At 65.8% G+C, this 25,706-nt stretch carries 20 protein-coding genes; 7 read left to right on the top strand and 13 right to left on the bottom strand.

What is annotated here, in order from left to right:
- Positions 1 to 33: 33 nt before the first annotated feature.
- From JAP66_RS27445 to JAP66_RS27455, 3 genes are read right to left on the bottom strand one after another with little or no spacing between them, the layout of a single operon-like run.
- A complete protein-coding gene (locus tag JAP66_RS27445; RefSeq protein ID WP_199434747.1) occupies positions 34 to 1,563 on the bottom strand; it encodes a tripartite tricarboxylate transporter permease in 1,530 nt (509 codons plus the stop codon).
- Between the two features lie 13 nt (positions 1,564 to 1,576).
- Entirely contained in the window at positions 1,577 to 2,065 is a 489-nt protein-coding gene (locus JAP66_RS27450) for a tripartite tricarboxylate transporter TctB family protein (protein WP_199434748.1), read from the bottom strand.
- Complete coding sequence (locus tag JAP66_RS27455) at positions 2,065 to 3,039, bottom strand: tripartite tricarboxylate transporter substrate binding protein (RefSeq protein WP_199434749.1); 975 nt, start codon at positions 3,037 to 3,039, stop codon at positions 2,065 to 2,067. The genes JAP66_RS27450 and JAP66_RS27455 overlap by 1 nt, the downstream gene beginning before the upstream one ends.
- Positions 3,040 to 3,218: 179 nt before the next feature.
- Between JAP66_RS27455 and JAP66_RS27460 the strand changes: the two genes are divergently transcribed.
- Entirely contained in the window at positions 3,219 to 4,511 is a 1,293-nt protein-coding gene (locus JAP66_RS27460; protein ID WP_199434750.1) for an FAD-dependent monooxygenase, read from the top strand.
- A 5-nt stretch (positions 4,512 to 4,516) separates the two neighbouring features.
- Positions 4,517 to 5,254 (top strand): IclR family transcriptional regulator, encoded by a 738-nt coding sequence (locus JAP66_RS27465; RefSeq protein WP_199434751.1) that lies wholly within the window; start codon positions 4,517 to 4,519, stop codon positions 5,252 to 5,254.
- Between the two features lie 1,718 nt (positions 5,255 to 6,972).
- Here JAP66_RS27465 and JAP66_RS27470 read toward each other — a convergent pair.
- From JAP66_RS27470 to JAP66_RS27510, 9 genes are all read right to left on the bottom strand, one after another.
- Positions 6,973 to 8,679, bottom strand: coding sequence for a thiamine pyrophosphate-binding protein (locus JAP66_RS27470; RefSeq protein WP_199434752.1), 1,707 nt, complete (start codon positions 8,677 to 8,679; stop codon positions 6,973 to 6,975).
- A 23-nt stretch (positions 8,680 to 8,702) separates the two neighbouring features.
- The gene (locus JAP66_RS27475; RefSeq protein WP_199434753.1) at positions 8,703 to 10,160 is read right to left on the bottom strand and encodes a benzaldehyde dehydrogenase; all 1,458 of its coding nucleotides are present in this window, start codon (positions 10,158 to 10,160) and stop codon (positions 8,703 to 8,705) included.
- Positions 10,161 to 10,344: 184 nt separating this feature from the next.
- Positions 10,345 to 11,934 (bottom strand): FAD-binding oxidoreductase, encoded by a 1,590-nt coding sequence (locus JAP66_RS27480; protein WP_199434754.1) that lies wholly within the window; start codon positions 11,932 to 11,934, stop codon positions 10,345 to 10,347.
- Complete coding sequence (locus JAP66_RS27485; protein ID WP_199434755.1) at positions 11,934 to 13,511, bottom strand: FAD-binding oxidoreductase; 1,578 nt, start codon at positions 13,509 to 13,511, stop codon at positions 11,934 to 11,936. The genes JAP66_RS27480 and JAP66_RS27485 overlap by 1 nt, the downstream gene beginning before the upstream one ends.
- Before the next feature lie 46 nt (positions 13,512 to 13,557).
- Entirely contained in the window at positions 13,558 to 14,835 is a 1,278-nt protein-coding gene (locus tag JAP66_RS27490; RefSeq protein ID WP_199434756.1) for a TRAP transporter large permease, read from the bottom strand.
- The gene (locus JAP66_RS27495) at positions 14,832 to 15,335 is read right to left on the bottom strand and encodes a TRAP transporter small permease (RefSeq protein WP_199434757.1); all 504 of its coding nucleotides are present in this window, start codon (positions 15,333 to 15,335) and stop codon (positions 14,832 to 14,834) included. The genes JAP66_RS27490 and JAP66_RS27495 overlap by 4 nt, the downstream gene beginning before the upstream one ends.
- Before the next feature lie 21 nt (positions 15,336 to 15,356).
- A complete protein-coding gene (locus JAP66_RS27500) occupies positions 15,357 to 16,373 on the bottom strand; it encodes a TRAP transporter substrate-binding protein (RefSeq protein ID WP_199434758.1) in 1,017 nt (338 codons plus the stop codon).
- Positions 16,374 to 16,881: 508 nt separating this feature from the next.
- Positions 16,882 to 17,388 (bottom strand): MarR family winged helix-turn-helix transcriptional regulator, encoded by a 507-nt coding sequence (locus JAP66_RS27505; protein WP_199434759.1) that lies wholly within the window; start codon positions 17,386 to 17,388, stop codon positions 16,882 to 16,884.
- Between the two features lie 142 nt (positions 17,389 to 17,530).
- The gene (locus JAP66_RS27510) at positions 17,531 to 19,156 is read right to left on the bottom strand and encodes a class I adenylate-forming enzyme family protein (RefSeq protein ID WP_199434760.1); all 1,626 of its coding nucleotides are present in this window, start codon (positions 19,154 to 19,156) and stop codon (positions 17,531 to 17,533) included.
- Between the two features lie 91 nt (positions 19,157 to 19,247).
- Between JAP66_RS27510 and JAP66_RS27515 the strand changes: the two genes are divergently transcribed.
- Positions 19,248 to 19,865: a MarR family winged helix-turn-helix transcriptional regulator gene (locus JAP66_RS27515; protein ID WP_199434761.1), complete on the top strand. Its 618-nt coding sequence runs from the start codon at positions 19,248 to 19,250 to the stop codon at positions 19,863 to 19,865.
- Positions 19,866 to 19,889: 24 nt separating this feature from the next.
- Here the strand turns inward: JAP66_RS27515 and JAP66_RS27520 are convergent, their stop codons facing one another.
- Positions 19,890 to 20,645: an IclR family transcriptional regulator gene (locus tag JAP66_RS27520; protein ID WP_199434762.1), complete on the bottom strand. Its 756-nt coding sequence runs from the start codon at positions 20,643 to 20,645 to the stop codon at positions 19,890 to 19,892.
- Between the two features lie 329 nt (positions 20,646 to 20,974).
- On the opposite strand from JAP66_RS27520, the gene JAP66_RS27525 reads away from it, so the two are divergent.
- From JAP66_RS27525 to JAP66_RS27540, 4 genes are read left to right on the top strand one after another with little or no spacing between them, the layout of a single operon-like run.
- Positions 20,975 to 22,348 carry an MFS transporter gene (locus JAP66_RS27525; RefSeq protein ID WP_235999610.1) on the top strand — a complete coding sequence of 458 codons (1,374 nt, stop codon included), beginning with the start codon at positions 20,975 to 20,977 and terminating at the stop codon, positions 22,346 to 22,348.
- A 29-nt stretch (positions 22,349 to 22,377) separates the two neighbouring features.
- Entirely contained in the window at positions 22,378 to 23,262 is an 885-nt protein-coding gene (locus JAP66_RS27530; RefSeq protein ID WP_199434763.1) for an SDR family NAD(P)-dependent oxidoreductase, read from the top strand.
- A gap of 14 nt (positions 23,263 to 23,276) precedes the next feature.
- Entirely contained in the window at positions 23,277 to 24,113 is an 837-nt protein-coding gene (locus tag JAP66_RS27535; protein ID WP_199434764.1) for an SDR family NAD(P)-dependent oxidoreductase, read from the top strand.
- Between the two features lie 50 nt (positions 24,114 to 24,163).
- Positions 24,164 to 25,675 (top strand): CoA-acylating methylmalonate-semialdehyde dehydrogenase, encoded by a 1,512-nt coding sequence (locus tag JAP66_RS27540; protein WP_199434765.1) that lies wholly within the window; start codon positions 24,164 to 24,166, stop codon positions 25,673 to 25,675.
- Positions 25,676 to 25,706 lie beyond the last annotated feature (31 nt).

A 25,706-nucleotide genomic window follows, 5' to 3' on the forward strand; every position in this document is an offset into this window, starting at 1 on the left:
AGTGACTTCCTCTACACCACTTATTGATTCCTTCTATCGCTCTCCGCCAGGCGGTTGGGATCGCGCGGGCTCAGTTCGGGATTGTCGTCGGTTGTAGCGACGGGTACAGGTGGTGGCGAGTGCGATGAGCACCATGGCAGCGATCATCGTGAGTGCTATTGGGCGTGTGACGAAGATGGTGGGATCGCCGCCGGAGATAAGCATTGATTGCCGCACGGCTTGTTCGAGCAGTGGGCTGAGTACGAAGGCGAGTACGAGTGGGGCTGGATCGAGGCCGATGAGTCGCATGATGTAGCCGAGGATGCCGAAGGCGAGTAGGACGTACATGTCGAAGATGCTGTTGCTGACGCTGTAGGCGCCGATGGCGGTGATGACGACGGCGAAGGAGGCCAGCATGCCCGCGCGGACTCTGAGGATCTGGATAAAGATTCCGACCAGGGGCAGGTTGAGGGCGAGCAGGATGAGGTTGCCGAGGAGCATCGAGGCGATGACGCCCCAGAAGACTTCGGGGTGTTCGGTGACGAGGTTGGGTCCGGGAGTGATCCCCTGGAGCAGTAGTGCGCCGTAGATGACGGCCAGCACGACGTTCGGTGGGATGCCTAGGGTCAGTAGGGGGACGAAGGCGGACGTGGACGAAGCGTTGTTGGCCGTTTCGGGGCCGGCGACGCCTTCGACTGCGCCCTTGCCGAACTCAGCCTGGTTGCGCCTGTTGATCCGCTTCTCGGTGGCGTAGGAGGCCATGGAGGAGACGACTCCGCCGCCACCGGGCAGGACGCCGATCACGAAGCCGAGGATGGAGCCTCGCGCGATAGGGCCGCGGGCGCGTCGGAAGTCGTCTCGTGCCGGCATGATGCGTTTGATGCGGGTGGTCACTGCCTGTGCGCTGCGTGTTTGCGTGACGTGGAAGATCAGTTCGCCCAGTCCGAACAGCCCCATCGCGACGGCGACGAGGTCGAGGCCGCCGCTGAGGTTGACGTCGCCGAAGGTATAGCGGCTGTCGCCGGTGATCGGGTCGCGGCCCACCGTGGCGAGCAGGAGCCCCAGGCAGGCTGAGACGAGGGAGCGGATGCCGGACCCAGTACCGAGAAAGCACGCCAGGAAGATCCCGACACTGGCCAGGATCGCGTACTCCGGCGGGCCGAAACGCAGAGCGAGGGCGGCGAAGGTGGGGGCGAGGAAGAACAACGCGATGGTGGCTACGCTGCCGCCGATGAACGAGCCGACCGCGGCGATTCCGAGCGCTGGGCCTGCGCGGCCGCGTCGAGCCATCTGGTGACCGTCGATCGCGGTGACGACGCTCGCAGCCTCGCCGGGCACGCGCAGCAGGACCGCGGTGATCGTGCCCCCGTACATGGATCCGTAGTAGATGCCGGCGAGCAGGATGATTGCCGAGGCGGGGTCCAGCCCGTAGGTGATGGGCAGCAGGAGGGCGATGGTGGCCGTGGGCCCGAGCCCGGGCAGCACACCGATGACGGTGCCGATGACGACCCCGAGGAGCACCCAGCCGAGGTTCGCGGGATCCAACGCCACCGCGAATCCCTGCAGGATACCGTTCCAGTCCATGGTCAGCCCTAGCTCACGTCAACGGTCCGGACGGGAAGGGAATCCCGAGCAGGACGGAGAACATGAAATAGACGCCGGCGGTACCGGCCAGAGCCAGCACGATCGACAGCGTCCAGGGTTCGCGAGCCAGGAACCTCAACCACAGGAGCAGGAAGATCGCGGTGGGTACGATCGCCCCGAGGTATGCGAAAGCCACGATGTAGGCGGCCAGGCTGCTGAAGGCGAACAGTTCGCGACGCCATGAGGTGTGCGGCAGTGGTTCGGCCTGATGGTCGTGTTCTTTCCGGAACGCCTCCAGCACGGCGATCAGGAGCGCGGCGGACACGACCACCGGCCACAGGCCCGGGCCCGGCCGCCCCGTGGACCACACGCCCAGACGCCAACCCTCCCAGCCCCCCGCCACTGCGACAACGATGAGAGTGGTCAGGCTCAATGCCCGGGCGATGTGGGCGCGACGATCGCGGCGGGCCGGTGCCCGGAGCGTTGCGTCCCGCTCGGTCATCAGAAGGAGCCGTACAGATCGGCCAGGTCGTGGAACCGCTCGGAAAGACGCTTGGCGCCAACGAACGTGTCGGGCACGTACTCCTCACCGACGACCTTGACGTAGGACTTGGCCTGCTCGCACGTCTTGATACTGGTCTCGAGCGCCGAGACGACGCCGTCGGGGACGCCCGCGGGGGCAGCAAGGGCGAATAGCGTACTGGAGTGAACGATCTTCGGGTAACCGGCCTCGGCGAGCGTTGGTGCGTCGATGAAGTCCACCTGTTCGGCCCCACCAGTCGCCAGGGCGCGGAACTGTCCTTGGTCGATCGCGTCCACCAAGTCCTGTGATGCCGCGTCCCAGACGGCGTCGACGTTCTTGCCCAGCACGGCTGCTCGGGCCTGGCTACCACCCTCGAAGGGGACGGTCTCCAGTTCGATCCCATATTCGGTCGCGAGCCGATCGACCTCTATTCCGTACAAGGTCGTCGTGCCCGGCACCGCGACGGTCACCGACTTCGGTTTGACTTTCGCGGCCCTCAGCAGGTCCTCGATGCCTTGGTATTTAGAGCCGGGGTGGACGGCGATGACGCTGGGGAATTCGGCGAGCAGCGCGAGAAGTTGGAATTCGTCGACGCTGTAGGTGACATCGTCCTGCAGCGCCGGACCCGCGACCGCGGTCGCGGTGGACACCATGCCGAGGGTTTGCCCATCGGGCTCCGCCCGGGACAGCTCCGCCGTTCCGATCGTCCCCGCGGCGCCGGGTCGGTTCTCCACCACAAAAGACTGGCCCATCTCGTCATCGAGGCATTCGGCCATGGCGCGGGCGGTCGTGTCGGTCGGCCCACCGGCGCTGAAGGGAACGGTGATCGTGACAGGGCGGGCCGGGTAATCCGCGCCGGCGTCCTGCGCGCTCGGCGACTGGTCGACGCCACACCCGGCGAAGGCGAGTACGCCGGCCGCGCCCAGTGCGACTAGCCTCTTTGATCCGGCCATGGCAGCCTCCTCTGTGTGAGCGATTATCGGTCGTCAGTGACCGCACTCGGCTCGCTCCGGTTGAGGTTAAGGGCGGCTGAGCTGCGGCGTCAACCTTGACTCCACTCCACGGTTCCGGGACTATCGACCGCAATGCGGTCCGCGCAGACCTGAATGCGGATCTTCCGAAAAGAGGCACTGTGCAGCTCCACGCCGAACCAGCGGTAGTCATCGTCGGCGCCGGCCCTGTGGGTCTCGGCCTGGCCGTACGTCTCGTCCACGCCGGGGTGCGCACATTGGTGGTCGAGAAGAACGATCACATCAGTCCGGAGTGGCGTGCCTCCACCTTTCACCCGCCCACGCTCGAGCAGCTGGCCCCCACGGGACTCAGCGAGAAGATGATCGCCGCTGGCCTTATCGCTGATCGCTATCAGTTCCGGGATCGTCAGTTGGGCAAGATCGCCGAGTTCGACTACGCCGTCCTACGCGACGACACCCCGTACCCCTTCCGATTGCAGCTGGAGCAGTACAAGTTCGTCGAAATGGCCACTGAGCTGGTCAATGCGAGCGGATTGGGTGAGGTACGGCTCGGCACTGAGGTCGTCGGCATCGAACAGCGTGACGACGCCGTGTCGGTGGTCGTGTCAGGTCCCGGCGGCAGGCAGCGGCTCGACGCTGCCTTTGTCGTCGGCGCGGACGGTGCGCGCAGCAGCGTGCGTAAGCTGCTCGGAGTCAGCTTCGAGGGCTGGACCTACGACCAGCGTTTTCTCCTGATCAGCACTGACTTTCCGTTCGAGCAAAACATTCCGGATCTGTGCTACGTCAACTACATCGCTGATCCGCAAGAGTTCGTGATGCTTCTACGGATTCCGGACGTGTGGCGCGTGCTGGTACCGGTCGGGCCGGAGGTCGATGCCGTCGACGTCACTGCACCGGAGAACCTTCGGCGTATCGTGCGCAGAATCCTCGGCGACGTGCACACGGTCGCACCCTCCCTGTTCGCGCACCAGTTGTACAACGTGCATCAGCGTGTCGTCGAGACGTTCAACCTCGGCCGGGTCGCCTTGGTCGGTGACGCTGCGCACGTCAACAGCCCGATGGGCGGATTCGGCCTCAACAGCGGCCTGCAGGATGCTTTCGACCTGGCATCACGCCTCGTCCGGCTCCTGGAAAAGCCAGCGACCCGGCAGGCGGTCGACGCCGAGCTGAGCACCTATTCCGATCTCCGCCGGGCCGTTGCCCTCGATCACGTGCGACGCATGAGCCATCGCAACACCGAAATGCTCATGCGCACCGACGAGAACGAGCGCGCGGCCGACCGCGAGCGGCTGGCGGCGACCGCCGCCGACCCGCGTGCGGCGAGAGAGTTCCTGCTGGACGCCAGTATGATCAACGCCGCCCGTGGAACCGGCTTCGGCCGGCCACCTGACGAGGTCGTGACAGGCAAGGCCGCACGTGACGGCGGGCAACGCGGTACACGGACAGGATCATGAGCCCAATGGCTGACACGGCCGATTCGTCCTCCCGGGCCAGCGCGAATGAGGACGCAACAACCACCGCCCGTGATCGTCGGGCCGTGTCGCAGACCCTCGACCGAGGACTTGCAGTCATCAACGCGGTCGCGGTGGCACCCGAAGGCCTGACCGTGTCCGAGGTCGCCGACCGGCTGTCCTCGCACCGCACGATCGTTGTACGCCTCCTCAACACGCTCGCCGACTGGGGATACGTGACGCGAAGCGCCAGCGGTCGTTACATACTCGGGCCACATCCCATCGAACTTGCTCGCCTGGTCAAACCGATGCTCCGCCTCGTCGCACAACCCGCGTTGCAGCGCCTGGCCGACGACGTGGGCGCGACGGCCCACCTCACCACCGCCGACGGCGAGGACGCCGTCGCCCTCCTCGTTGTCGAGCCACGCACTGCCGCCTACCACATCTCCTACCGCACGGGAAGCAGGCGCCCGCTGACCAAGGGTGCCTCCGGCTTCGCCATCCTGGGCGCACGGCCCCCAGGCAGGTCAGAAATGGCCGAGGTCGCCAATGCCCGTCGGCGTGGCTGGGCGATGAGCGTCAACCAGATCGAGCAGGGCACCTGGGGGGTGGCCGCCTCGTTGGGACACCCCCAGCACACCGACCTCAGTGTCGGCCTAGTTTACCTCGGTCAACCGCACACGCCGGAAGCCGCGGCCGAGCGTGTCATCCAGACGGCACGAGAAATCCGGGACGCACTCGGATAAGGGCGGACTGCGCACCATCGACGTCACACCGCTTGCCCAGCACCCTTCGGACTTGGCGGCCCAGCCATGACCGCAGCCGTTCACGACGGGCGATCGGATGTGGTGGGGACCCGAGGAAGGTCACTACCGACTGGTCGGTGTGTGTCGTCACCATCGGCGTGTTCGACGGAGTCCATCGCTGGTTTCGCCCCGCCCCGCCCGTGTCCTGGTGCTGGTCTGCGAGTTACACGCGGCGGCGGTCGTGGTCGGGACAAACTTNCCCCGCCCGTGTCCTGGTGCTGGTCTGCGAGTTACACGCGGCGGCGGTCGTGGTCGGGACAAACTTACCCGCGCTCTGGCATCACGTCACCAACCTGAGTTCGACGTCGACGACGATACCGCCCGCGCCCGGTCGTTCCTGTGGAAGCCGTGTGTACTGCACAAGCAATCCACGTTGCGACGGACATACAGCGACGACTTGGCGGGGGCGCAGCCGGTAGTGCTAACGCCGCAAGCGACGCCCCTTAACTCGGGACCTCCACCTCCATCCGCTTCGCGCAATGCTTGATGGACAGATCCCGCCTTCGATGGCCAGTCGGCGACTCGTAGGTCACCGCGCTGACGGAACTTCTTCTCCACGCTGGAGATCCAGCATGTGCGGCGCCACCCGGACCGCTCGGCAGCGAGCGCGTCGAGGCAAGCCACCCCACGGCGCCTGCCACGACGCCGCGCACCCGTGGGCGACGTGTCGTCCCGACCGCCGGGCCAGCGTCTCCAAGACCGGCACCGTAAGCGTCGCGGTGACGAGGCCCCGCACCGGCGGCAACCCGACGGACAGCAGACCCCTGCCGCACATGTAGCGGCCATATATGCGTTGTCCAGGCGTTGAGGACAAGCAGCACGACGGGGAGCGTCAGGTTCAGCCGCACCAGGACCGAGATGAACACCAGCATCAGCAGCTGACGAAGAACGCGCCGAATGCCTGCCGGGGGAGCGGGGCGAAACGACTCCAGTTGGTCTGCATGCCGCCGTTCGACGAACGGCCGACGACGATCGTCACGGCGGTCGCCCACGGCACGGCCAAGGCCGATTCCGCCGCCGCGAGGCCGAGAGCCCGCCCGCCTCATCGAGGCGCGCACCCGCACCGGTGGTGGAACGCTCGTCGGCGCGGCTGGGCAGGAATCATCGGGCGCCGTCAGAAACAGGAAGTTGACTAAGATGATCAGTGTAATTCACGCGGAGTCGCGTAGCACCTACGGCGAGCGCATCCGGGTTACCCGGCTCAGCGAAGTAGGCCTGCAAGGTGTCTCCCGCCACCAGCACGGACACGCACCCGCCCGGCTGTTTGTCACTGAGGGGATCTAGTTTAGCGCCGCTTCACCGTGACCGCACGGGACCGGTTGTGGCGGACCGATACCACTAGGTATCCAGAAGGGGGGCAAGCTCTAGGGTGCCGCGGTGCTGGATGCCTACGCCGTCGGACGATCTGGTGGGTCGCCAAACGCCAGACGACTGAGTTCGCCACAGGTGCTCTCGGCATAGCACTGCTGCGGCGACCTCCTAGCCTTGCAGTTCTTCCGCTGCGCAAACTTGCTGCCGCACTTCCCTTGCGATCGGCTTCCCGGCCTTGGAGTACTACGACGGCTGAGCCTGACAGGACACCTACCTCCGGCAGACGACCGAAGTCGTTGTCTTACGGCGATTAGCGCTCGACAGCCGCCACCACCGAATCGTCATGGTCATTCCTGTGGGAAAATCGCGAAGTAGTGCTCGCGTGTCTGCTTGAGCCTCACGCGGGCTACGCGAGCGTCGACGACGGCGGGTACGCCACCTGCGTTGGCCTTCAGCGCACGGTGAAGCGCTGGCCCTACCTCGGCAGGTTCATCGACCGTCTCGCCGTGAGCACCGCAGGAGCGCGCCAAAGCCGCGAAGTCTGGTTGGAAGGAGAACTCTGTGTCCACGATCCGATCGTCGTAAGCGTGGTGCTGCAGATCCCAGATCGAACCGAGAGCTCCGTCGTCCAGGATGCACCAGGTGACTCCGAGCTGGTGGTCTGTCGCCGTCGGCAGCGTGGCCATGGACATCTGGAAGGATCCGTCGCCCACGAAGCAGAGAGCCGGTCGGTGCGGATGGACCATCTTCGCCGCGAGGATCCCGCTGGCGGCGAAGCCCATCCCGTAGAAGCTGGACGGGACGACGGTCGACCGGGCTTCGTAGACCTCGAAGTACGGGAAAGCGCCAGCAATGTGCTGGGCCAGCGCCCCGACGTCGAATCCGACAATGCTGTCGCGTGGGAAGACCTGCCGCGCCTCCCGGATTACCCTGACCGGGTGGATCGGTATCTCGTTACTCGCGGCCATCGTGGCGATTTCCTGGCGCAGGATGTCCAGCTGCTGTCTGCTCAACGACAGCTCGCTCTCGCGGGTGTTGCGCTTGCCGACATCCACCTCGAGCTTCTCCAGAACCTGCTCGACGGCCCTGCCGACGTCGGCGACTATGGGCAGCTGGGTTGGTACGCTTCGGCCGAGCTCCTCGGGGTCCACGTCAACCTGGATATAGGTCGCGCCGCTCGCAGGCAGGGCTCCGGGGTGCCAGTTCGTCTCCATCTCCTCGAAACGTGTTCCGAGTCCGAGGACGACGTCCGCTTCCTGGAGCAGTCGCTTGGAGACGGGGTTCCGGTGCGCGCCCAGGCCTCCCGCCGCCAGCGGATGGTCGTCCGGTAGCGACCCGCGACCCGCGAGGCTCGTCAGCACGGGGGCGCACATCACCTCCGCGATACGTCGCACGACATCCGTGGCCTCGGAGGCCAGGACACCACCTCCCGCGACGATGAGCGGCCGGTCGGCCGCTCCGAGTAGCCGCGCTGCTTTGGAGACGACTGCCGGGTCAGCTCCTACGCGCGACGGACGCCCGACAGGTATACGTTCTCGCGGTTCCACCTCTTGGGCTAGGAGGTCACGGGGGATGTCTACGAGGACGGGTCCGGGCTTGCCACTGCGAGCGATGACGAAAGCCTGTCGGACGATGTCGGCCAGCAGGTCCGCACGATCCGCGCGAACCGACCACTTTGTCACCGGTGCGAAGATCTTGTCGGTGGAGACCTCCTGGCTGGCGCCGCGATACGCCGTTTCGGTGGAACCACGTCCGGCCAGGACCAGCATCGGAAGAGCTCCGACGTAGGCCTCGGTGACAGCGGTCAGCGTGTTGGTAAGGCCTGGACCAGCCGTGACGAGGACGACTCCGGGCTCACCGGTGAGCTGGGCGTGTGCTGCGGCCATCGAGGCAGCTGTGTGCTCGTGGCGCACCAGCACGCTCCTGATGCCTTCGGTCCGTGCGACCGCATCGAGAATGCCGAGTATGTGGCCTCCCGGCATGCCGTAGACGTGGGTCGTCCCTTCCCCTCGGAGGACGTTGACAATGGATTGGCCGCTGCTGATGGATGACACGGGCACTCCTGGGCTACGGGTCGTCAGAATGGGTAGGGGGCGATTTGTGGTCGCGCCGTCAACCACTGCGTCTCGGTGAAGGCCTCGATGTTCGCCGTAGGTCCGCCGAAGCGGGAGCCGGTGCCGGAGGCACCCACTCCACCGAAAGGCACGTTCGCCTCGTCCGCGACGGTCTGCTCGTTGATGTGCACGATTCCCGAGGGCACGGAGTCGGCGATCTCCATGGCTGTTCCCACGTCACCGAGGATGCCGAGCGACAGCCCGTACTCGCTGCGGCGTGCCAGTCCAATTGCCTCCTCGTGGGACGAGAACGGGACGACCGGGGCCACCGGCCCGAAGACCTCCTCCGTGTAGGCGGGCATTGATGGCTCCATCTGCGCGAGCACGGTGGGCCGGTAGAAGGGGCCTTCAAACGTACCTCCGGCAGCCAAGCGCGCCCCCGCCTCGACCGTGGACTTGACGATTCGGTGGATGCGTGCCACCTGCTTCTCGTCGATGATCGGGCCCAGTGCGACCTCGCCGCGGTGCGGATCGCCGACGGGGAGGTGGGACGCCGTCGAAGCCAGCGCTTCGACGTATGCGTCGTGCATGCTTTCGTGGACGAGATGCCGGCCCGTCGTCATGCAGATCTGGCCCTGATGCATAAACGACCCGAAGGCGCCGGCGCTTGTCGCACGCTCCAGGTCCGCACCAGGGAGCACGATGAGCGCGTTGTTACCCCCGAGCTCGAGGTGTGCCCGCTTCAGGTGCTTCCCCGCTAGCTCACCGACCGCCTGTCCGGCCGCTGTCGACCCGGTGAATGAGACGACGCGGACCTCTGGCGTCGTCACGAGAGCCTGCCCGATGTCAGCCCCGCCGGGCAGCATCTGAAGGAGACCCGGCGGAAGTCCTGCCTCCTCGAAGACCCGCATGAGGGTCACCCCGCCACAGACCGCTGTGCGGGGGTCCGGCTTGAGCAGCACGGCATTGCCGAGGGCAAGCGCCGGAGCCACGGAGCGGATCGATAGGATCAGCGGGAAGTTGAAGGGCGCGATCACGGAGACGACGCCGACTGGGCGACGACGTGCCATGCTCCAGCGCGGCTCCGTGCTGGGCAGCACGTCGCCCATCGGGTGTGACGGAAGGGCAGCGGCCTCGAAACACTCCTGGGCTGCGATGTGCGTCTCCAGCCCGGCCTTGGGCCCGATCGAGCCCGCCTCCCGAATGAGCCATTCTTGAACCTCACCCGAGTGTACGTTCCACAGGTCACCCGCCCGGCGTAGCACCGCCGCCCTCTCGTCGTAGGGCGTGTTCTGCCACGCGTGTTGCGCCTTCGCGGCCTTGGCTGCCGCCTCGGCGACGTCCTCGGTGGTGGCGGTGCCCACCCTGCCGATGATGTTCCCGGTGGCGGGCTCCCGCACCTGCCACGGCTCACCCCGCCCTGGACGCCATCCGTCGACGTAGATGTCGCTGGTCCAGACCTGTCCGTCGAGCAGAGTCATGGGAATGACCTCCTGATGTGTATGCTTGTCCGCCGCGCGGCCTGGTCGGACGTCGGTTCGATCCGCTCACCAGTCGGCGGAATTCTTGACCTCTTCGCGGACCGTCCAGGTCTGCGAGCGCAGCGCGGTTCTGGGCGAGCACCTCGAAACAACGTCGCCTGGTCGGTCACCGTCTTTGACGCGCTCACAAGATTCCCTGCTTGCCCGGAGAGAGGATGCCCGCGGGGTCGAGGGCGTACTTGATCCGGTTGTTGAACCGGCTCAAAGCGTGGTGGCCGAAGTCGAAGAGGTGGGCGACCTCGTCCATGACGTCCAAGTGCGACCGGTACGGCGCATACCCGTGCTCGGCTCCGGTCTTGATGAGCGTGCGCAGGAAGGTCTTCGCCGCCGCGACCGCTTCCGCGTCTTCGGTGTCGTACCAGAGCATGCTGATCGTCGTGAAGCTACGGGCACTGATCATGAGCGACGCGGAGAGGTCCATGCCGGCCTCCAAATAGCAACGCTGGAGCATCGTCACCACCCGTTCCGCTTCAGGCCCTGTCGTGGGGGCCACCGGTGAGTAGTCAAGATGGCCTGCGACCGAGGCGTCCTCCCATCGCACGTTCTCCAACAGGGTCAGGCTGGGTACCCCCGCCTGCACTGCCGCACATTGGTGCCGGAGGGCCTTGAGCGCATCGCTCGGCTTCTGGGTGCTGCCCAGGGTATCTTCGCCAAGTTCGGTCGGAACGGACGCGCCGTCGAAGAGACGGCCTTCGACTCTTGCGTCAGGGATCTCACCGAATGTCCGCTCACAGACGCCGAAGTTGGCGTTCACGACCTCGCGGCGGCCGTACAGGGCGAATCTCATGAACCATCGACCGCAGTCGAGCTGGCTCGCCATCTCGTCGAGTCCCTCGTCGGGGATCGAGCCCTCACCGGTGTACCAGTACTCGCGCCCCACGCCCCCGAAGGCCCTGGCGATGCGCAAGGTGTTGTAGATGATGGGCGAGTTCTGCAAGGTGCTGTCCAACAGCAGCTTGCGCGTGAGGTCGACGAGAGCGGGCAGGTCTTCTTCTCGCTCGATGCGCACGTCACAGGACATGAACACCTCGGGACGCGGCGTCAGCCAGACACCCATCTTCGTGACGATGCCGAAGTTCGACTGCATGAAAAGCCCATCCGCCGACGGCCCGAACCCGCGCTTGGCGTGGTACGAAGCGCGATTGCCCTCCATGGCGCCCATGCCGGTGCGCAGTACCGTTCCGTCGGCGAGCACTACTTCCATGCCGCACTGACGCATGGGGTGATCTCCGAGGGGGGTGAAGCCCACCCCGTGTTCGAGCGTGTTCCCGACGACACTTCCCCACCCGAGATCTGGGATGGAAGGCCAAAGGGTGTGGCCGCGCTCACCGAGCGCCTCGTACAGGTCGAAGAACCGGACACCTGGCTCGACCACGGCGTAGGCCGACTCCTCGTTGACCTCCAGGATCCGGTTCATCCGACGCAGCGATACGAGGACCGCATGTGCAGTGGCACTGGCCGGTCCGCCGTAGCCGTAGTTGCGGCCCGTCGAGAAGGACCACAACGGGACCTTGTGGACACCCGCTGCGCGGACGATTGCTTGCACCTCCTCGGTGGAAGCGGGGCTCACGACGGCTAAGGGCTTGCGACGGTGGGTGCCCCGGTAGTCATACGGGTCGCGCCAGTCCTCGAGCTCCTTCTCGGAGCTCTCGACGTTGTCGATGCCCACGATTTCGGCCAGCGCAGGGATGAAGGCATGACGGTTCGGACTCATCAACGCTCCTCCCGCTCGGTGCGAAGCCGTGCAGGCCAGACGCCTTGCTTGCCCGGGGCGAGCACACCGTTGGGGTCCAGCGCATCTTTCAAGCGCTCGTAGAAGCGCATCTGTGCGTGTTCGTTCCACGAGAAGGTGGCGGCGATCTCGTCCATCATCGCAATGTGGCCGCGGTACTCACCGTAGCCGCTGTCAGCGGCGTCCGACACCAGCTGTTTGGCCAGGGCGAGGACGTTTTCGCGCTCGGGGGCCGATTCGGTATCGAAGAGGAACGTCGCGATGTGCCGGATCTCGCGATTTCCGAAGATAAAGCTGGAGAAGTAGTTGTGGCCGTATTGCCGACACCTCGCGTTCATGGACTGGTACTGTTGCCACGCGTCGGCGCCTTTCATCGGCAGTATGGGCGAAACGTCGATGTGCCCCCCGTTGGGGATCCATTCGAGCAGCTTGAGCTCGTTGAGGTTGGGCTGTCCTGTCATGACCTGCTGCCGGCTGCGCAGTACCCCGCCTTCGGGCCCCGGCCGGTCCTCCGGCAGGTAGAGCCGGGCTCCGGGGATCACCGAGTACGCGGACGCGATCTTGTCCAGGGAGGCCTGCATCTCCACTTCGTCGCCGTACACCGCGGCGTAGAGGTTCCAGTAGCCCAAATCAAGGCGGTCCTGCATCTCCCGGATGCCCCCGGGGGTGACCGGCCCCTCTTCGGAGTACAGCTGCTCCTTGCTGAGCATCGTGGCGGCGTCGAAGAGCACGTGGCGGACTGTGCACTGGTTCCGTATGACACCGCCGAGTTTCAGTTCACGCACGATGTCGACACACTGCTCCAGATCCTCCTCCCGGGGAACGCCGACCATGAAAACCTTGGCCCCGCCCGGGTTCTTCATGAGCCAGATACCGATCTTGGTGACGATTCCCAGGTTGGACTGGCTGAACAGCCCGTCGACGTAAGGGCCGAAGCCGTACTTGTACGCACCCCACGTGTTGTTGCCCTCGATGCCTCCCATCCCCGTGCGCAGTAGGTCGCCCTCGGGCAGGACGACCTCCATTCCGCAGATGTGCCCGAAGTGGTCGCCGTAGGGCGTGAAGCCGACTCCGCGCTCGAGGGCGTTGCCGAGGACGCTGCCCCACCCGAGGTCGGCGGTGTCCACCCAGAGCTCGGAACCGATCTCGCGGAGATGCGCGTGCAGGTCGAGGTATGAGACGCCCGGCTCGACAAGGGCGTAGCCCAGCTCCTCGTCGACCTCAAGGACGCGGTTCATGGAGCCGAGGTCGACGACGACGGCTCCCGCCATGCGGGGGGCCGAGCCGCCGTACGCGTTGTTGCGTCCGGTGGAGATTGGTGACAGGGCGACGATGTGCCGATTGGCGATCCGCACGATCTCCTGTACGTCTTCAGCCGACGTCGGTCGAACGGCACCTCCGGGGGCGAACTGGGCATCGTCCTCCACCTTGTACGGGTCTATGTAGCGTGCGGCGGCCTCTTCCTGGCCGAGTACGTTGTCGTCTCCCAGCAGATCGCGCATCTCGCCGAGCGCGTTGGCGAGCCCACGGTTGTGCGAGCGGGTGGTCTGAACGGTCACGCGGGTCCTCCGGGACGGGTTGTTCGTAGTGACGAGGTTGGTTCTGCTACGTCAGTGCAAGGGACAGTGGCGGAATGAACAGGATCGCGACGACGCCGACGATCATCATGACGATGAGCGGGAGCGCCGGACGAACGACTGATGTGAAGCTGGTCTGTCCGACCTGCGCCGCGACGAAGAGACCCACCCCTAGCGGGGGGGTCAGCATCCCGATGGACAGGGCCGCAATCATGAATACCCCGAAGTGCACTGGGTCCATACCCATGGCCACCGCCACAGGCAGGAGGATGGGCGTGCTGATGATCAGCGCTGCGGACGCCTCCATAAACATGCCGACCACGAGGAAGAAGACCAGCATCAGCAGCAGCGTCACGGCGCCCGACAGAGGCGACGACTCGAAGGCCTGGGCGATCGAGTACGGCACCCGCTGGAGCGTGAGCCAGATGCTGAAGAACGATGCCACGGCGATGATGAAGAGCAGGGCGCCGGTGACGACCACGGTCGAGTTGAGAATCTCCCCGATCCTGCGCCATGTCAGCTGCCGATAGACCACGGCGCTCACGAGGAAGCCGTAGAGCGCGGCCACCGCAGCCGCCTCAGTGGGCGTGAAGACGCCACCGTAGATTCCGCCGAGGACGATCAGCGGCATTCCCAGAGCCAGCACGGCGTGTCGCACCGAGGCCACGAGCCCAGCGACGTCCGACCGTTCGTCGATCTGGAGGTTCTGCTCGCTCGTGCGCCGAGCGCGCAGCCAGACCACGACCATCAGGGTGAGACCGATGAAGATTCCGGGAAGGATCCCCGCGATGAACAGCTCACCGACCGACACGCTCGCTGTGACGCCGTAGAGAACCATCGGGACACTGGGCGGGATCATCGCGCCCAGCGTCCCGCCGGCTGCCTGGACCGCCGAGGAAAACTCCCGGTTCCATCCGGCCTTGACCATCGCCGGGATCATGATCGACCCGATCGCGACAGTGGTGGCGATGGCCGACCCGGACAGAGCTGCGAAGAACATGGCGGCAAGAATTGAGACGTAGCCCAAGCCTCCACGGAGGTGTCCGACGAGCGCGCGCGCCAGCTTCACGAGCCGGTCAGACATGCCGCCGTGCTCCATCACCTTTCCTGCCAGCACAAACAGTGGAATTGCCAGTACCGGGAACTGACTCAGGGACGACGTCATCGACTGCGGGAGCCGGCTGACCGGCATGCCGGTAATCGCCGCCACCACCACGGTGGAGAGGCCGATCGAGACCGGGATCGGAACGCCGATCAGGAACAGGACGAGCAGGCAGCCGACGAGCACCAGCACCATTTCGGTCATGTGGTCTCCTCGATTGCGCGCGTCGTAACGCCCCGTCCGAAGACAGCGGTATCCACAACGTTCAGCACCGACAGCGCCGCACCGACCACGAGTGCTGCGTAGTTGTAGCCCATGGGGAGGCCCATGGCAGGGGATGTCTGCAACATGGTCGCCTGCATTAGTTGCCATGCCGTCACCAGCAAGATGTAGAGGAAGTAGACAGTGACGAGTCCGACCACCACCTCGACCACTCGCCTCGTCCGCGGAGGAAGCTTCGCGATAACGACGTCGACGACGATCTGCTTGCGCTGAGCGAACGCCAAGGAGATCCCGAGGCTCACGGTCCAGAGCAGCAGCAGCAGTGTTGCCTCCGTGGTCCAGACCAGCGACAAGCCGATCAGCGACCTCATTGCGATCTGCAGGCAGACCAGGATGACGATGGCCGTTATTGCCAGGCCGGCGAGAACCGCACAGACCAGGTTCACCGCCCGGACAATGCGCCGCCACAGCCGGTTGGCCATGAGCACCAACCTTGCCGACATTCAGTTCACACTCGACCGGGCGAGCTCGACGATCTCCGCGAACTCGGGGTGCTTGTCGTACACGCTCTCCGTGGCCTGGCGGAAGCTCTCAAGGTCGAGATCGTCGGCCTCGAGAATCTGCACGCCGTTGTCCTCGACGACCTGCTTGTACTCGCCTGCGGTCTCTGCGTTGATCTCTCGCTGCCGCTGTGTCCACTTCTCACCCAGCCGGCGCAGGATCCTCTGGTTCTCGTCGCTCAGGGAGTCGAACGTCTTGGCGTTGACCATGAACGCGACGGCCCCATAGTTAATGGCGACCTCACTCAGGTATTTCTGCACCTCGTAGAGGTTGGCATCCACGAAGTTGATGTAAGGTCCCTCGAACCCGTCGGCCACACCCTGTTGCAGCGCCGTGTAGGTCTCCGGGAACGGGATGGGCGTGGGGTCCGCACCTAGGGCGCGGTAGGTGTCGACGAGCACCTCGTTCTCCAACACCCGCATCGTTAGCCCGTTCATGCCGTCGGCGCTCTTGACCGGCTTTTGACTGTTGGTGATGTTCTTGAAGCCGAACTCCCAGAAACCGAGATTTACGAAGCCTTCACGCTCGAGCTGTTGGTTGAGGTTCGCGCCGAGCTCTCCGTCGAGTGCCGCGTGGGCCTGATCGCCATTCTCGAACAGGTACGGCAGCTCCAGTGCAGCCAGGTCGGGGACGTACGCCGACACAACGCCGGTGCTGGTGACCACACCTTCGAGCGCACCGGTCTCCACCTGCTCGACCATGTCCAGCTCTCCGCCAAGCTGGCCGCCGGGGAAGGTCTGTACCACTACTGCTCCGTCGGTTTCCGCCTCGACGTCACTCGCGAACCCCTGAAGGGCCTGTTCGTAGGGTGCGTCCTCGCCGGCGACGTGGCCGAAGCGGAGGGTGATCGACTGGCCCTCGGTATCACCATTGCCGCCACCGGGAACGGCGCCCGAGCACGCCACCACCATGGTCGTCGCGGAGCAGATAGCAATCAGAGCCAGACCTATTCGGAGCATGGCTTCCCACCTTGCTTGCGGGCGTGCTAACCAACTTGGCACACGCATGGCTGCATGCCGTGGTCCTTCTAGTGCAGGTGACACTAAGACTGTCACCGTGGATTGTCAACCATTTGACGTTCTCTGGTGGCAGAGGCACGGTCGGTGATATCCCGGGTCGGGTGCAGGACGGGTTGGCCTGCGGCGGTCCCCAAGGCCGTCCGTGTAGGTGGCCACGTCGATCATGCTTGGTAGGGCAGGGCAGTCCCGCGCCGTATCGATCGCGACGGCGCCGTACTGCCTCGAGGCACGAGAAGTAGCGTTCGACCACGTTGCGGCCCCGATAGGCCTGTACGTCGAACGCGGTGGGCGGCCACCGCGGCCACGCTCAGCACCAACCTCGACGGTGGGGAAGCACGACTGAACGAGGTTTCCACTGCTCGTCGGTCAGCTCACACCCGCGTTAGCGCGATCCGGGGTCAAGCCGGCCCGCCCAACCGCTATGAGGACGCTCCGCAGGCTCGGCCCTTCACTCGAGTCCGAGCAACTTGTGAAGGAGATGGATCAAGGTGTCCTTCTCTTCGGGGCTCAGAGGCGCGAAACTCTCCGTCTCCAGCGCGTTCTGCTCCTTCAACGCCTGTTCGATCTCAACGCGCCCTCGCTCGGACAGGCGGAATGTCACCAACCGACGGTCGTGACTATTGCAGGGGTCCCGCTCAACGAGGCATCGGCGCTCCAGGGTGGCGAGCACGCTCGAGGACGTCTGCCGGCTCAGACCGGTAAGCCGCGCCAGGCTCCGACCTTCGACACTCTCGAGGTGCCAGATGATCAACATGGTGCGGAAGGCCGCCCAGCTCCAGCGCCGTGGCCGATGGACCCGATCCTCCGTGAGCTGGACGAACGCGTTGGCGACCCGAACCAGGTTGAACCCGACCCGCATGGAACGCTCGTCGAGCGATGTATTCGCCTCGGCAGCCTTGCCGAGCACGGCATTCTCGTAGGCCGCGGAGGAAACGTGTGAAGAGCCGAGCACCATAAACCCCTCACCCCCTGGTGACGAACGCGGCCGGACAGAGCAACAGCCATAATAGTGAACCCGATGCCGTCCTCGCCGCACTGTTAAGCGTCACGGTGACATGCGGAGCCGTGTGCGACGTGGCGGATCGAGCCGACACAGCCTACTCGGGGCCCGCGGACCGAACGAGCTGCCTGCGGAGGATCTTGCCACTCTCTGTCTTCGGCAGGTCCCGGCTGAAACGGACCGTCCTCGGGCACTTGTACGCGGCGAGCCGCGTCCTGCAGAAATCGATGAGTTCCTGCGCGTTGACCACGGCGTCCGCGTACGGGCTCACCCAGGCGACGACTGTTTCACCCCGGTAGGCATCGGGTGCGGGTACGACTGCGGCTTCCCGTACGGCCGGGTGGGCGTAGAGCACGTCCTCCACTTCGCGTGGCGAGACCTTGAACCCTGAGGCATTGATCATATCTTTTTTGCGGTCCACCACGAAGAGCCATCCGTCGGCGTCTACGTAGCCGATGTCGCCAGTCAGAATGTGGCCGTTCCAGAAGGCTTGGGCGTCCTCGCCGTGGCATCGCCAGTAGCCCGGCACAACTTGTGGGCCAGCGATGGCGATCTCGCCGATCGTGTCCGGACCGAGCGGTGTGCCCGTGTCGTCGAGTACGAGTACCGTGGTATCGGCGAGCGGTTTGCCGACCGATACGGCGCCGCTGACCCCGTCCACCCGGGCGTCGCAGTCGAGGGGCACGCATACGCAAGGGCCGGTGGTCTCGGTGAGGCCATAGCCATTGCGGATGCGGTGTCCGAAGCGGTCGTCGAATTGCCGTAGTACCGCCATCGGCGGAGGCGCCCCACCGGTGGCGAGCAACCGGAAGGAAGACAGCTCGGGTGACGCGGCCGAGGGCTGCGCGAGCAGTGCATTATACGCGGTGATCGGACCGGCCATGAAATCCGGCCGGTGTTCGCGGAAGGCGTCGAGCGCCACGTCTGCACGAAACCGAGAGTTCAGCACGATAGAACCGGCCAGGTAGAATGGCATGGTGACCGCGCAGAGCAGGCCGCTGATGTGGAACAGCGGTGCGAGTGCGTACGTTCGTGCTCCCTCTGGCAGTCGGGTCCATGCCGCGAACGCGGCCGCGGCGGCGGTGAGATTGTGGTGCGTTATCAACGCCCCCTTGGGGACTCCCGAGCTTCCTGACGTGTAGCAGAGCAATGCCGGGTCATCGGGCCGGGGCGTGTCCGCGACGAACCCTCTCTGCCGACCATCGGCGTCGTCGAGCAGGTCGGGGCCATGCTGGCCGTGCGCGGGTGGCGGCAGGACCCGCTCGTCGAGTCGCGACTGCAACCGCGACTCGTCGGTCTGAAGTACGGCGCGCAAGGACGGCGGCCACTCGGTGTCCAGCGATCGCGTGTGGGCGCCGAAGGCGACCACGAGGACCGAGGCTTCGGCATCTCGCAGGAGAGCGCCGAGTTCGGAGGCGGTATACATTGGGTTCACCGGAACGGCGATCGCACCGAGCTTCCACGCTGCCACAAGCGTCAGGACCAGCTGTGGTACCGACTGCAGCTGGACGGCGACTCGGTCGCCCCGGCCGATGCCGTGAGCGCGCAGCAGCGCTCCGATGTCGTCGGACATCTCGTCGGCGGTGGAGTAGGCGATCGATCGGTCGAAGTAGAGCAGCAGGGGCTGGTCCGGACACCGCTGCGCCGCGCGCCGGAAGAGTGTCAGCGCGGTGTCCAACTCGCCCGCGGGTTCATCGCGCCCCCGGTGCTGACCCTTGGTCACCGCCTACTCCCTCCAGGGCGAATCAGCTTGTCAGAGCCCTGCCAAGCTAGCTGGCCGTGGCGGGGTGGGCAAGGGCGGTAGCGTGGCGGGGGTGACGTGCGCCGAAGGTGATCCGCTGCAGCGATACGATACCGGCATGGGCTTCGATCCCTCCATGGTCACGCCCGCAGACTTCGAGGAACTCGCCGTGGCCGCAGTCCGTAGGGACACCGCGGGCCTCGACGAGACCGCGATGCGGGCGGGCTTCAACCTGGTGCGGGCAGCCAACTCGTTGGTGCAGGCCGCGGAGCGGAAGGTGCATCGGCCGGCAGGGTGGAGCTGGCCTGGCTTCCGGGTGTTGTTCATCGTCTGGATTTGTGGCGAGGTCGAGGCCCGCAACATCTCACGTCTGGCGGGTGTTACCCGCCAGACGACGTCGAGCGTCCTGACCACGCTCGAGCGTGCGGGCTTCATCGAGCGTGAGCGTTGCTCCGTGGAGGATCGACGGCTGGTCGCCGTCCGCCTCACCCAGCAGGGCCTCGAGCAGGTCCAGCCGACCTTCGCCCGCCACAACCGGTTGGAGTCACAATGGTTTGCGTGCCTGACCGGGGAAGAGCAGCGTCTCCTCGCGGGTCTGCTTGCCCGCGTGCTCAGCCACGGCGGTGAGCCGCGGCCGGACGACACGCCGCACGACGGCGGCAGCGCACCGGCTCCAGCGGATATCGGCTGAGCGTCCGCCGCCGACGAGGCACCGTCAGCTGGCGCGGGAGACCCGGCTCTGCCGCGTGCCGCCCAGTTCGCGGCTGACGGCATCGGCGATCTCGCGGATCTGCTGTGTGCACTCGGTTGTTGAGAGTGCTGTCGTCTTGACCATGCTGAAGGCGACCGCGCCGCACGCGATGTCGGAGGTTCCGTCGAAGACCGGTGCGCCGAAGCAGACCATGCCGGCGGCGGTCTTCTCGTCGTCGATGGAGAAGCCGCGGAGACGGGTCGCTTCGAGTTCGGTGACCAGCTCGCGGTAGTCGGAATCCGCCAGGGGAGCGGATCCGCTGTCCAGCAGCGGCTCCACCTCCCGTTCGGGCAGTGTGGCGAGGATCGACTTTCCGGTCGCGGTGGTCGTCGCGGGCAAGCGCATGCCGATCTGGTATCGCACGGCCAGAGGCCGGCCGCCGTCGATGAAGGCGACGTAGACGACTTCCGGCCCGTTCAGGACCGCCAGCACGGTTGTCTCCTGGATGTCCGCAGTCCGGCACACGCGGCGGAAGGTGCTCACCAGGTCGCTGGACGCCAGGCGGGCACGGGCGAGTTCCACAAGGCGGAGACCGAGTCGAAAGGTGCCGTCCGAGCCTCGCTCCAGCAATCCGACCTCAGCGAGGCTGGTACAGACGTCGTGCAATGAGCTTCGAGGAAGGGATACGGACTCGGCGACCTGGCCAAACGTCATCGGCTCGCCTGTTTCGGCCAGGCGCCCGAGCACCTGCGCGGCCTTGTCGATGGCCGGAATCGGCATGGGAATCTCCGCTCAGCCAGCCCTCGACGACGAGCCACGGCATCGAGAAGGCTCGTGGCCCGCCGAGATCGCAGGGCCGGTCATGTCATTCGGTATTTCGAACAGCGTTCAGGTGTGTGCTGGACGCATTATGAAGCCCTGTCGACAACGGGTCAAGATCCAGGGTTGACATGGCGGCGAGGCGCCGGGCAAACTCGCCCGCACCGATTGATCGATATCTGACAATCTCGCTGAACCGGCGTCCGGGTGGATGGCGGCCAGGTGGTTCACCCCGCCCAGATTGCGTCCCCATTTCAGTGCGTCCGCTCAACGGTGAGAAGGAAACACAAATGACTGAAAAGCGTGATACGACAGGGCCCGCAGCTGATCGGCGGCCGCAGGGAATGATGAAGGTCGTCATGGCCAGCCTCGTCGGCACCGTGATCGAGTGGTACGACTTCTTCCTCTTCGGCTCGGTCGCTGCACTGGTCTTCAACAAACTGTTCTTCCCGGATTTCGACCCCTTGGTCGGCACGTTGCTGTCGCTGTCGACCTTTGCTGTTGGCTTTGTCGCCAGGCCGATCGGCGCGGTGGTGTTCGGGCACTTCGGCGACATCGTCGGGCGCAAGAAGATGCTGGTCGTCAGTTTGCTGACGATGGGAGGCGCCACGGTCGCGGTCGGGTTACTGCCGACCTACGGTCAGATCGGCGTCGCCGCGCCCCTGCTGCTGGTGCTCTTCCGACTGCTACAGGGATTCGCGGTCGGCGGCGAATGGGGCGGGGCAGTGCTCATGGTCTCCGAGCGCGGCAGCGCGGGCCGGCGCGGATTCTGGGCCTCCTGGCCCAACGTCGGCCTTCCGGGCGGCCAGGTGCTGTCGATCGGCACGCTGGCCATGCTCGCCACGACTATGTCGGACGAAGCGTTTCTCTCGTGGGGATGGCGTCTGCCGTTCCTGCTCTCCGGAATACTCGTCGTCGTTGGCCTGTACATCCGCATCTCGATCGACGAGTCCCCGGTGTTCAAGGAAGCTAAGGCGGCGCAGGAGGCCAAGCAGAAGTCGTCCGCCGACAAGCAGGCCATGCCGGCGCTGCAGGTGCTCCGGTACTACTGGCGCGAGGTCTTGCTCGTGATGGGCGCGCGGTTTTGCGAGAATGTCAGCGGCTATATCTTCACCGTCTTCCTGCTCACCTACGTCACCGAGCAGCTTGGTCTGGACCGGCAGATCGCGTTGAACGCCGTCCTCATCGGTTCGGTCTTCCACATGATCGCGATCCCGTTCTGGGGCGCGTTGTCCGACCGTTTCGGTCGGCGACCGATCTACGCAGCGGGCGCCACAGCCGTTGGGATATGGGGTTTCGTGGTGTTCCCGCTCGCCGATACCGGATCATCGCTGCTGATCACTGTCGCTGTCAGCGTAGCGCTGGTCTGCCACGGGGGGATGCTCGGGCCGCAGGGCGCGTTCTTCTCCGAGATGTTCGGCACCACCGTGCGTTACAGCGGTGCCTCGATCGGCGTGCAGTTCGCCTCGATCTTCGGTGGCAGCCTTGCGCCCATCATTGCCGTCGCGCTGCTGGCCCGTTTCGGCTCATCGATCCCTGTGTCTGGATACGTCGCGCTGACAGCGCTCGTCACTGTCGGCGCGGTGTTCCTCACGAAGGAGACCGCTCGCCGTGACCTTTCCTTCGATCGAGGACGGGCGTCCACCGCGCAATCCGTCCGTTGAGAACGACCAACCAGGAATGGTGCTAAGTCATGCGAGAACTCCACGGCAAGGTCGCCGTGATCACCGGTGCGGCCAGCGGGATCGGCCTCGCGCTCGCGCGAGCGTGCGTCGCGGAAGGCATGTCAATCGTGCTGGCCGATGTCGAGTCCGCACGACTGGATACCGAGGCGCGAAAACTCCGCGACGAGGGTGCCACGGTGCTCGCCGTGCCGACGGATGTCAGCGACAGTAGCTCCGTCGACGAGCTCGCAGAGGCGGCGGGTGCCCGGTTCGGTCGCGTACACCTCGTCTGCAACAACGCCGGGGTCGGGCCAGGCGGAGTGACCTGGGAGGTTTCCGAGCAGATCTGGAAGTGGGTCCTCGACGTCGATCTCTGGGGAGTCGTGCACGGAATACGGGCCTTCGTTCCGCAACTGGTAGGTCAGAGCGAGGGACACGTCGTGAACACGTCGTCTGTCACCGGCCTGGTCGGAAGTCCGGGGATGGCCGCGTACTCGGCGGCCAAACACGCGGTGGTCGGCCTTTCCCAGTCCCTGCGGCATGACCTGGAACTCGCCGGGTCACCGGTCGGCGTCTCGGTCGTCTGCCCGGGAATGACGCGGACGAGGATGAACGACTCCGGCCGGAACTGGCCTGCCGACCAACTCGGGCAGCCCCCGGAGACCGGTCTCGAGCCCAGCCACCCGGACACTCGCGACTCGTTCTACCAGCGAATGGAAGTCGACAGCATGGATCCTGCGGAAGTCGCCACCCAGACCCTCGACGCCGTGCGGATGGACCGGTTCTGGGTGATTCCCGACGCCTCCATCCTATCGCGACTGGATGCCGAGGTGGAGGCCGTGCGTCGTGCGGCAAGCACCGGCGACCGAGCGCCCCGCCATGTTGCAGCCGATACGCAGGGGAGTACACAGTGAACGAAAACGCCTTCGTGGGCAAGGTCGCCGTTGTCACCGGAGCGGCCAGTGGGATCGGCCTCGCACTAGCACACCGCGCGGCGAGCTACGGAATGAAGGTCGTACTGGCCGACGTCGAGGAGCGGGCCCTGCAGGCCGCAACCACGTCGGTGACCGATGCGGGAGCCGAAGCTGTCGGCGTCCGGACAGATGTCGCGGAGCTCGCATCGGTTGAGGACCTGGCTCGCCGAGCCGAGGAGACATTCGGGCCGACCTGGCTGCTCGTCAACAACGCTGGAGTGGCGTTCTCGGGTCGGACGTGGGAACTGCGGCACGCGGACTGGGAATGGTCGCTGAAGGTGAACCTCTGGGGTGTCATCCACGGCGTCGAAACGTTCCTGCCGAAGATGGTGGAGTCCGACGAGGGCTACGTGTTGAACACAGCTTCGATGGCCGGCCTCGTGGTCGGCCCCGGCAACGCCCACTACAGTGCAGGCAAGCACGCGGTCGTCGGCCTCACTGAGGCACTGCACCGCGAACTCGCGGAGGCCGGTTCCAGCGTCGGGGTATCACTGCTCTGCCCGGGCCTGGTGCGCACCAACATCGCCAGCGCGCACCGCAACGCACCCGAGTGGGTCGGAGTCGCTCCCCAGGCCAGCGCCAGCGGGCGCATTCCCGCAGATTCCGCGGCACGCCTCGCTCCGGATGTCGTCGCGGCGCAGACCATGCAGGCGATCGAAAAGCGGCAGTTCTGGATACTGACGCACGCCGACGTCTACGCCGACAGCTTGCGGCATCGCGCGACACAGGCCGCGGAAGGACGCAACCCCGATCGCTACAGCGCCGATCCCGTTCTCGCGCAGGTCACCTGACGCGTGGGCGACGCGCGGAACACGACCATCAGCAAGACCTGAGGAGCAGCATGTCACCATCCGCCATCACTCTCGATGTGGTACCCCACTGGTTCGACGGCAAGCCGAACGAGGGTGCTGGGGCGAGGCGGGCCGATGTCTTCGACCCGGCCACGGGAGAGACCACCCGGCGGGTGGCCCTGGCCGAACACGCCGATGTCGACGCCGCGGTGGCGTCCGCGGCCGCAGCCTTCCCGGACTGGCGCGACACATCCATCGCGCGGCGTACCGCTGTGTTGTTCGCGTTTCGCGAGTTGCTGCACCGTCGCGGGCATGAGCTGGCCGAGCTCATCACTGCTGAGCACGGCAAGGAGCTCAGCGACGCCAGTGGAGAGGTGGCGCGTGGCCGGGAGGTGGTCGAGTTCGCGTGTGGCATCGGGCATCTGCTCAAAGGCGGGATGAGCGAGAACGCCTCCACCGGGGTGGATGTCGCGTCGATCCGACAACCGCTGGGTCCGGTAGCGATCGTCAGCCCGTTCAATTTCCCGGCGATGGTGCCGATGTGGTTCTTCCCGATCGCCATCGCCAGCGGAAACACTATTGTCCTCAAACCCAGCGAGAAGGTCCCGTCCGCGGCAGTCTGGCTCGCGCAGCTTTGGGCGGAGGCCGGCCTGCCGGCCGGTGTCTTCAACGTGCTGCAGGGCGACAAGCTCGCCGTGGATGGGCTTCTGGCACACGAGGACGTCAAGGCGGTGTCTTTCGTCGGATCCACACGCGTCGCCCGCCACGTGTACGAGACCGGCACGCGCAACGGCAAGCGCGTGCAGGCCCTGGGCGGCGCCAAGAACCACATGGTCGTGCTCCCTGATGCCGATCTGGACACGGCCGCCGAGGCCGCGGTCAGCGCCGGGTTCGGCTCGGCAGGCGAGCGGTGTATGGCGGTCAGCGCGCTCGTCGTCCACGAGTCGGTGGCCGACGAGGTCGTTGTCAGGATCGCCGCGACCATGGCTGAGTTGCGGGTGGGCGACGGTCGCGGGAATTGTGATATGGGCCCTCTCGTCACAGCAGAGCACCGGGACCGGGTGGCTTCCTACATCGCTGGAGCCGCGGACGCGGGCGCAGAGGTCGTGGTCGACGGCCGCGACGTCGAGGTCGACGGCGCACCGGGCGGGTTCTGGCTCGGACCCACCCTGATCGACCGGGTGCAGCCGCACATGTCCCTCTACACCGACGAAATCTTCGGCCCTGTGCTGTCCGTGCTGCGCGTCCGCACCTACGATGAGGCACTGACGCTCGTGAACGGCAGCCCGTATGGCAACGGCACGGCCATCTTTACCGGCGACGGCCGGGCAGCTCGCCGTTTCCAGCATGAGGCCGAGGTCGGCATGGTAGGCATCAATGTGCCTATCCCGGTGCCGGTCGCGTACTACTCCTTCGGCGGCTGGAAGAACTCTCTGTTCGGCGACACTCACGCACACGGCCCCGAAGGGGTCCACTTCTTCACCCGCGGCAAGGTCGTGACCTCACGCTGGCCGGACCACGGTGGCGCCAGGTCGAGCCTCGGATTCCCGCAGAACGACTGACAAGCACGGACGACAGCACGGAGCCAGCATC

Source organism: Qaidamihabitans albus, assembly GCF_016464705.1.
GTDB classification, from domain to species: domain Bacteria; phylum Actinomycetota; class Actinomycetes; order Mycobacteriales; family Pseudonocardiaceae; genus Qaidamihabitans; species Qaidamihabitans albus.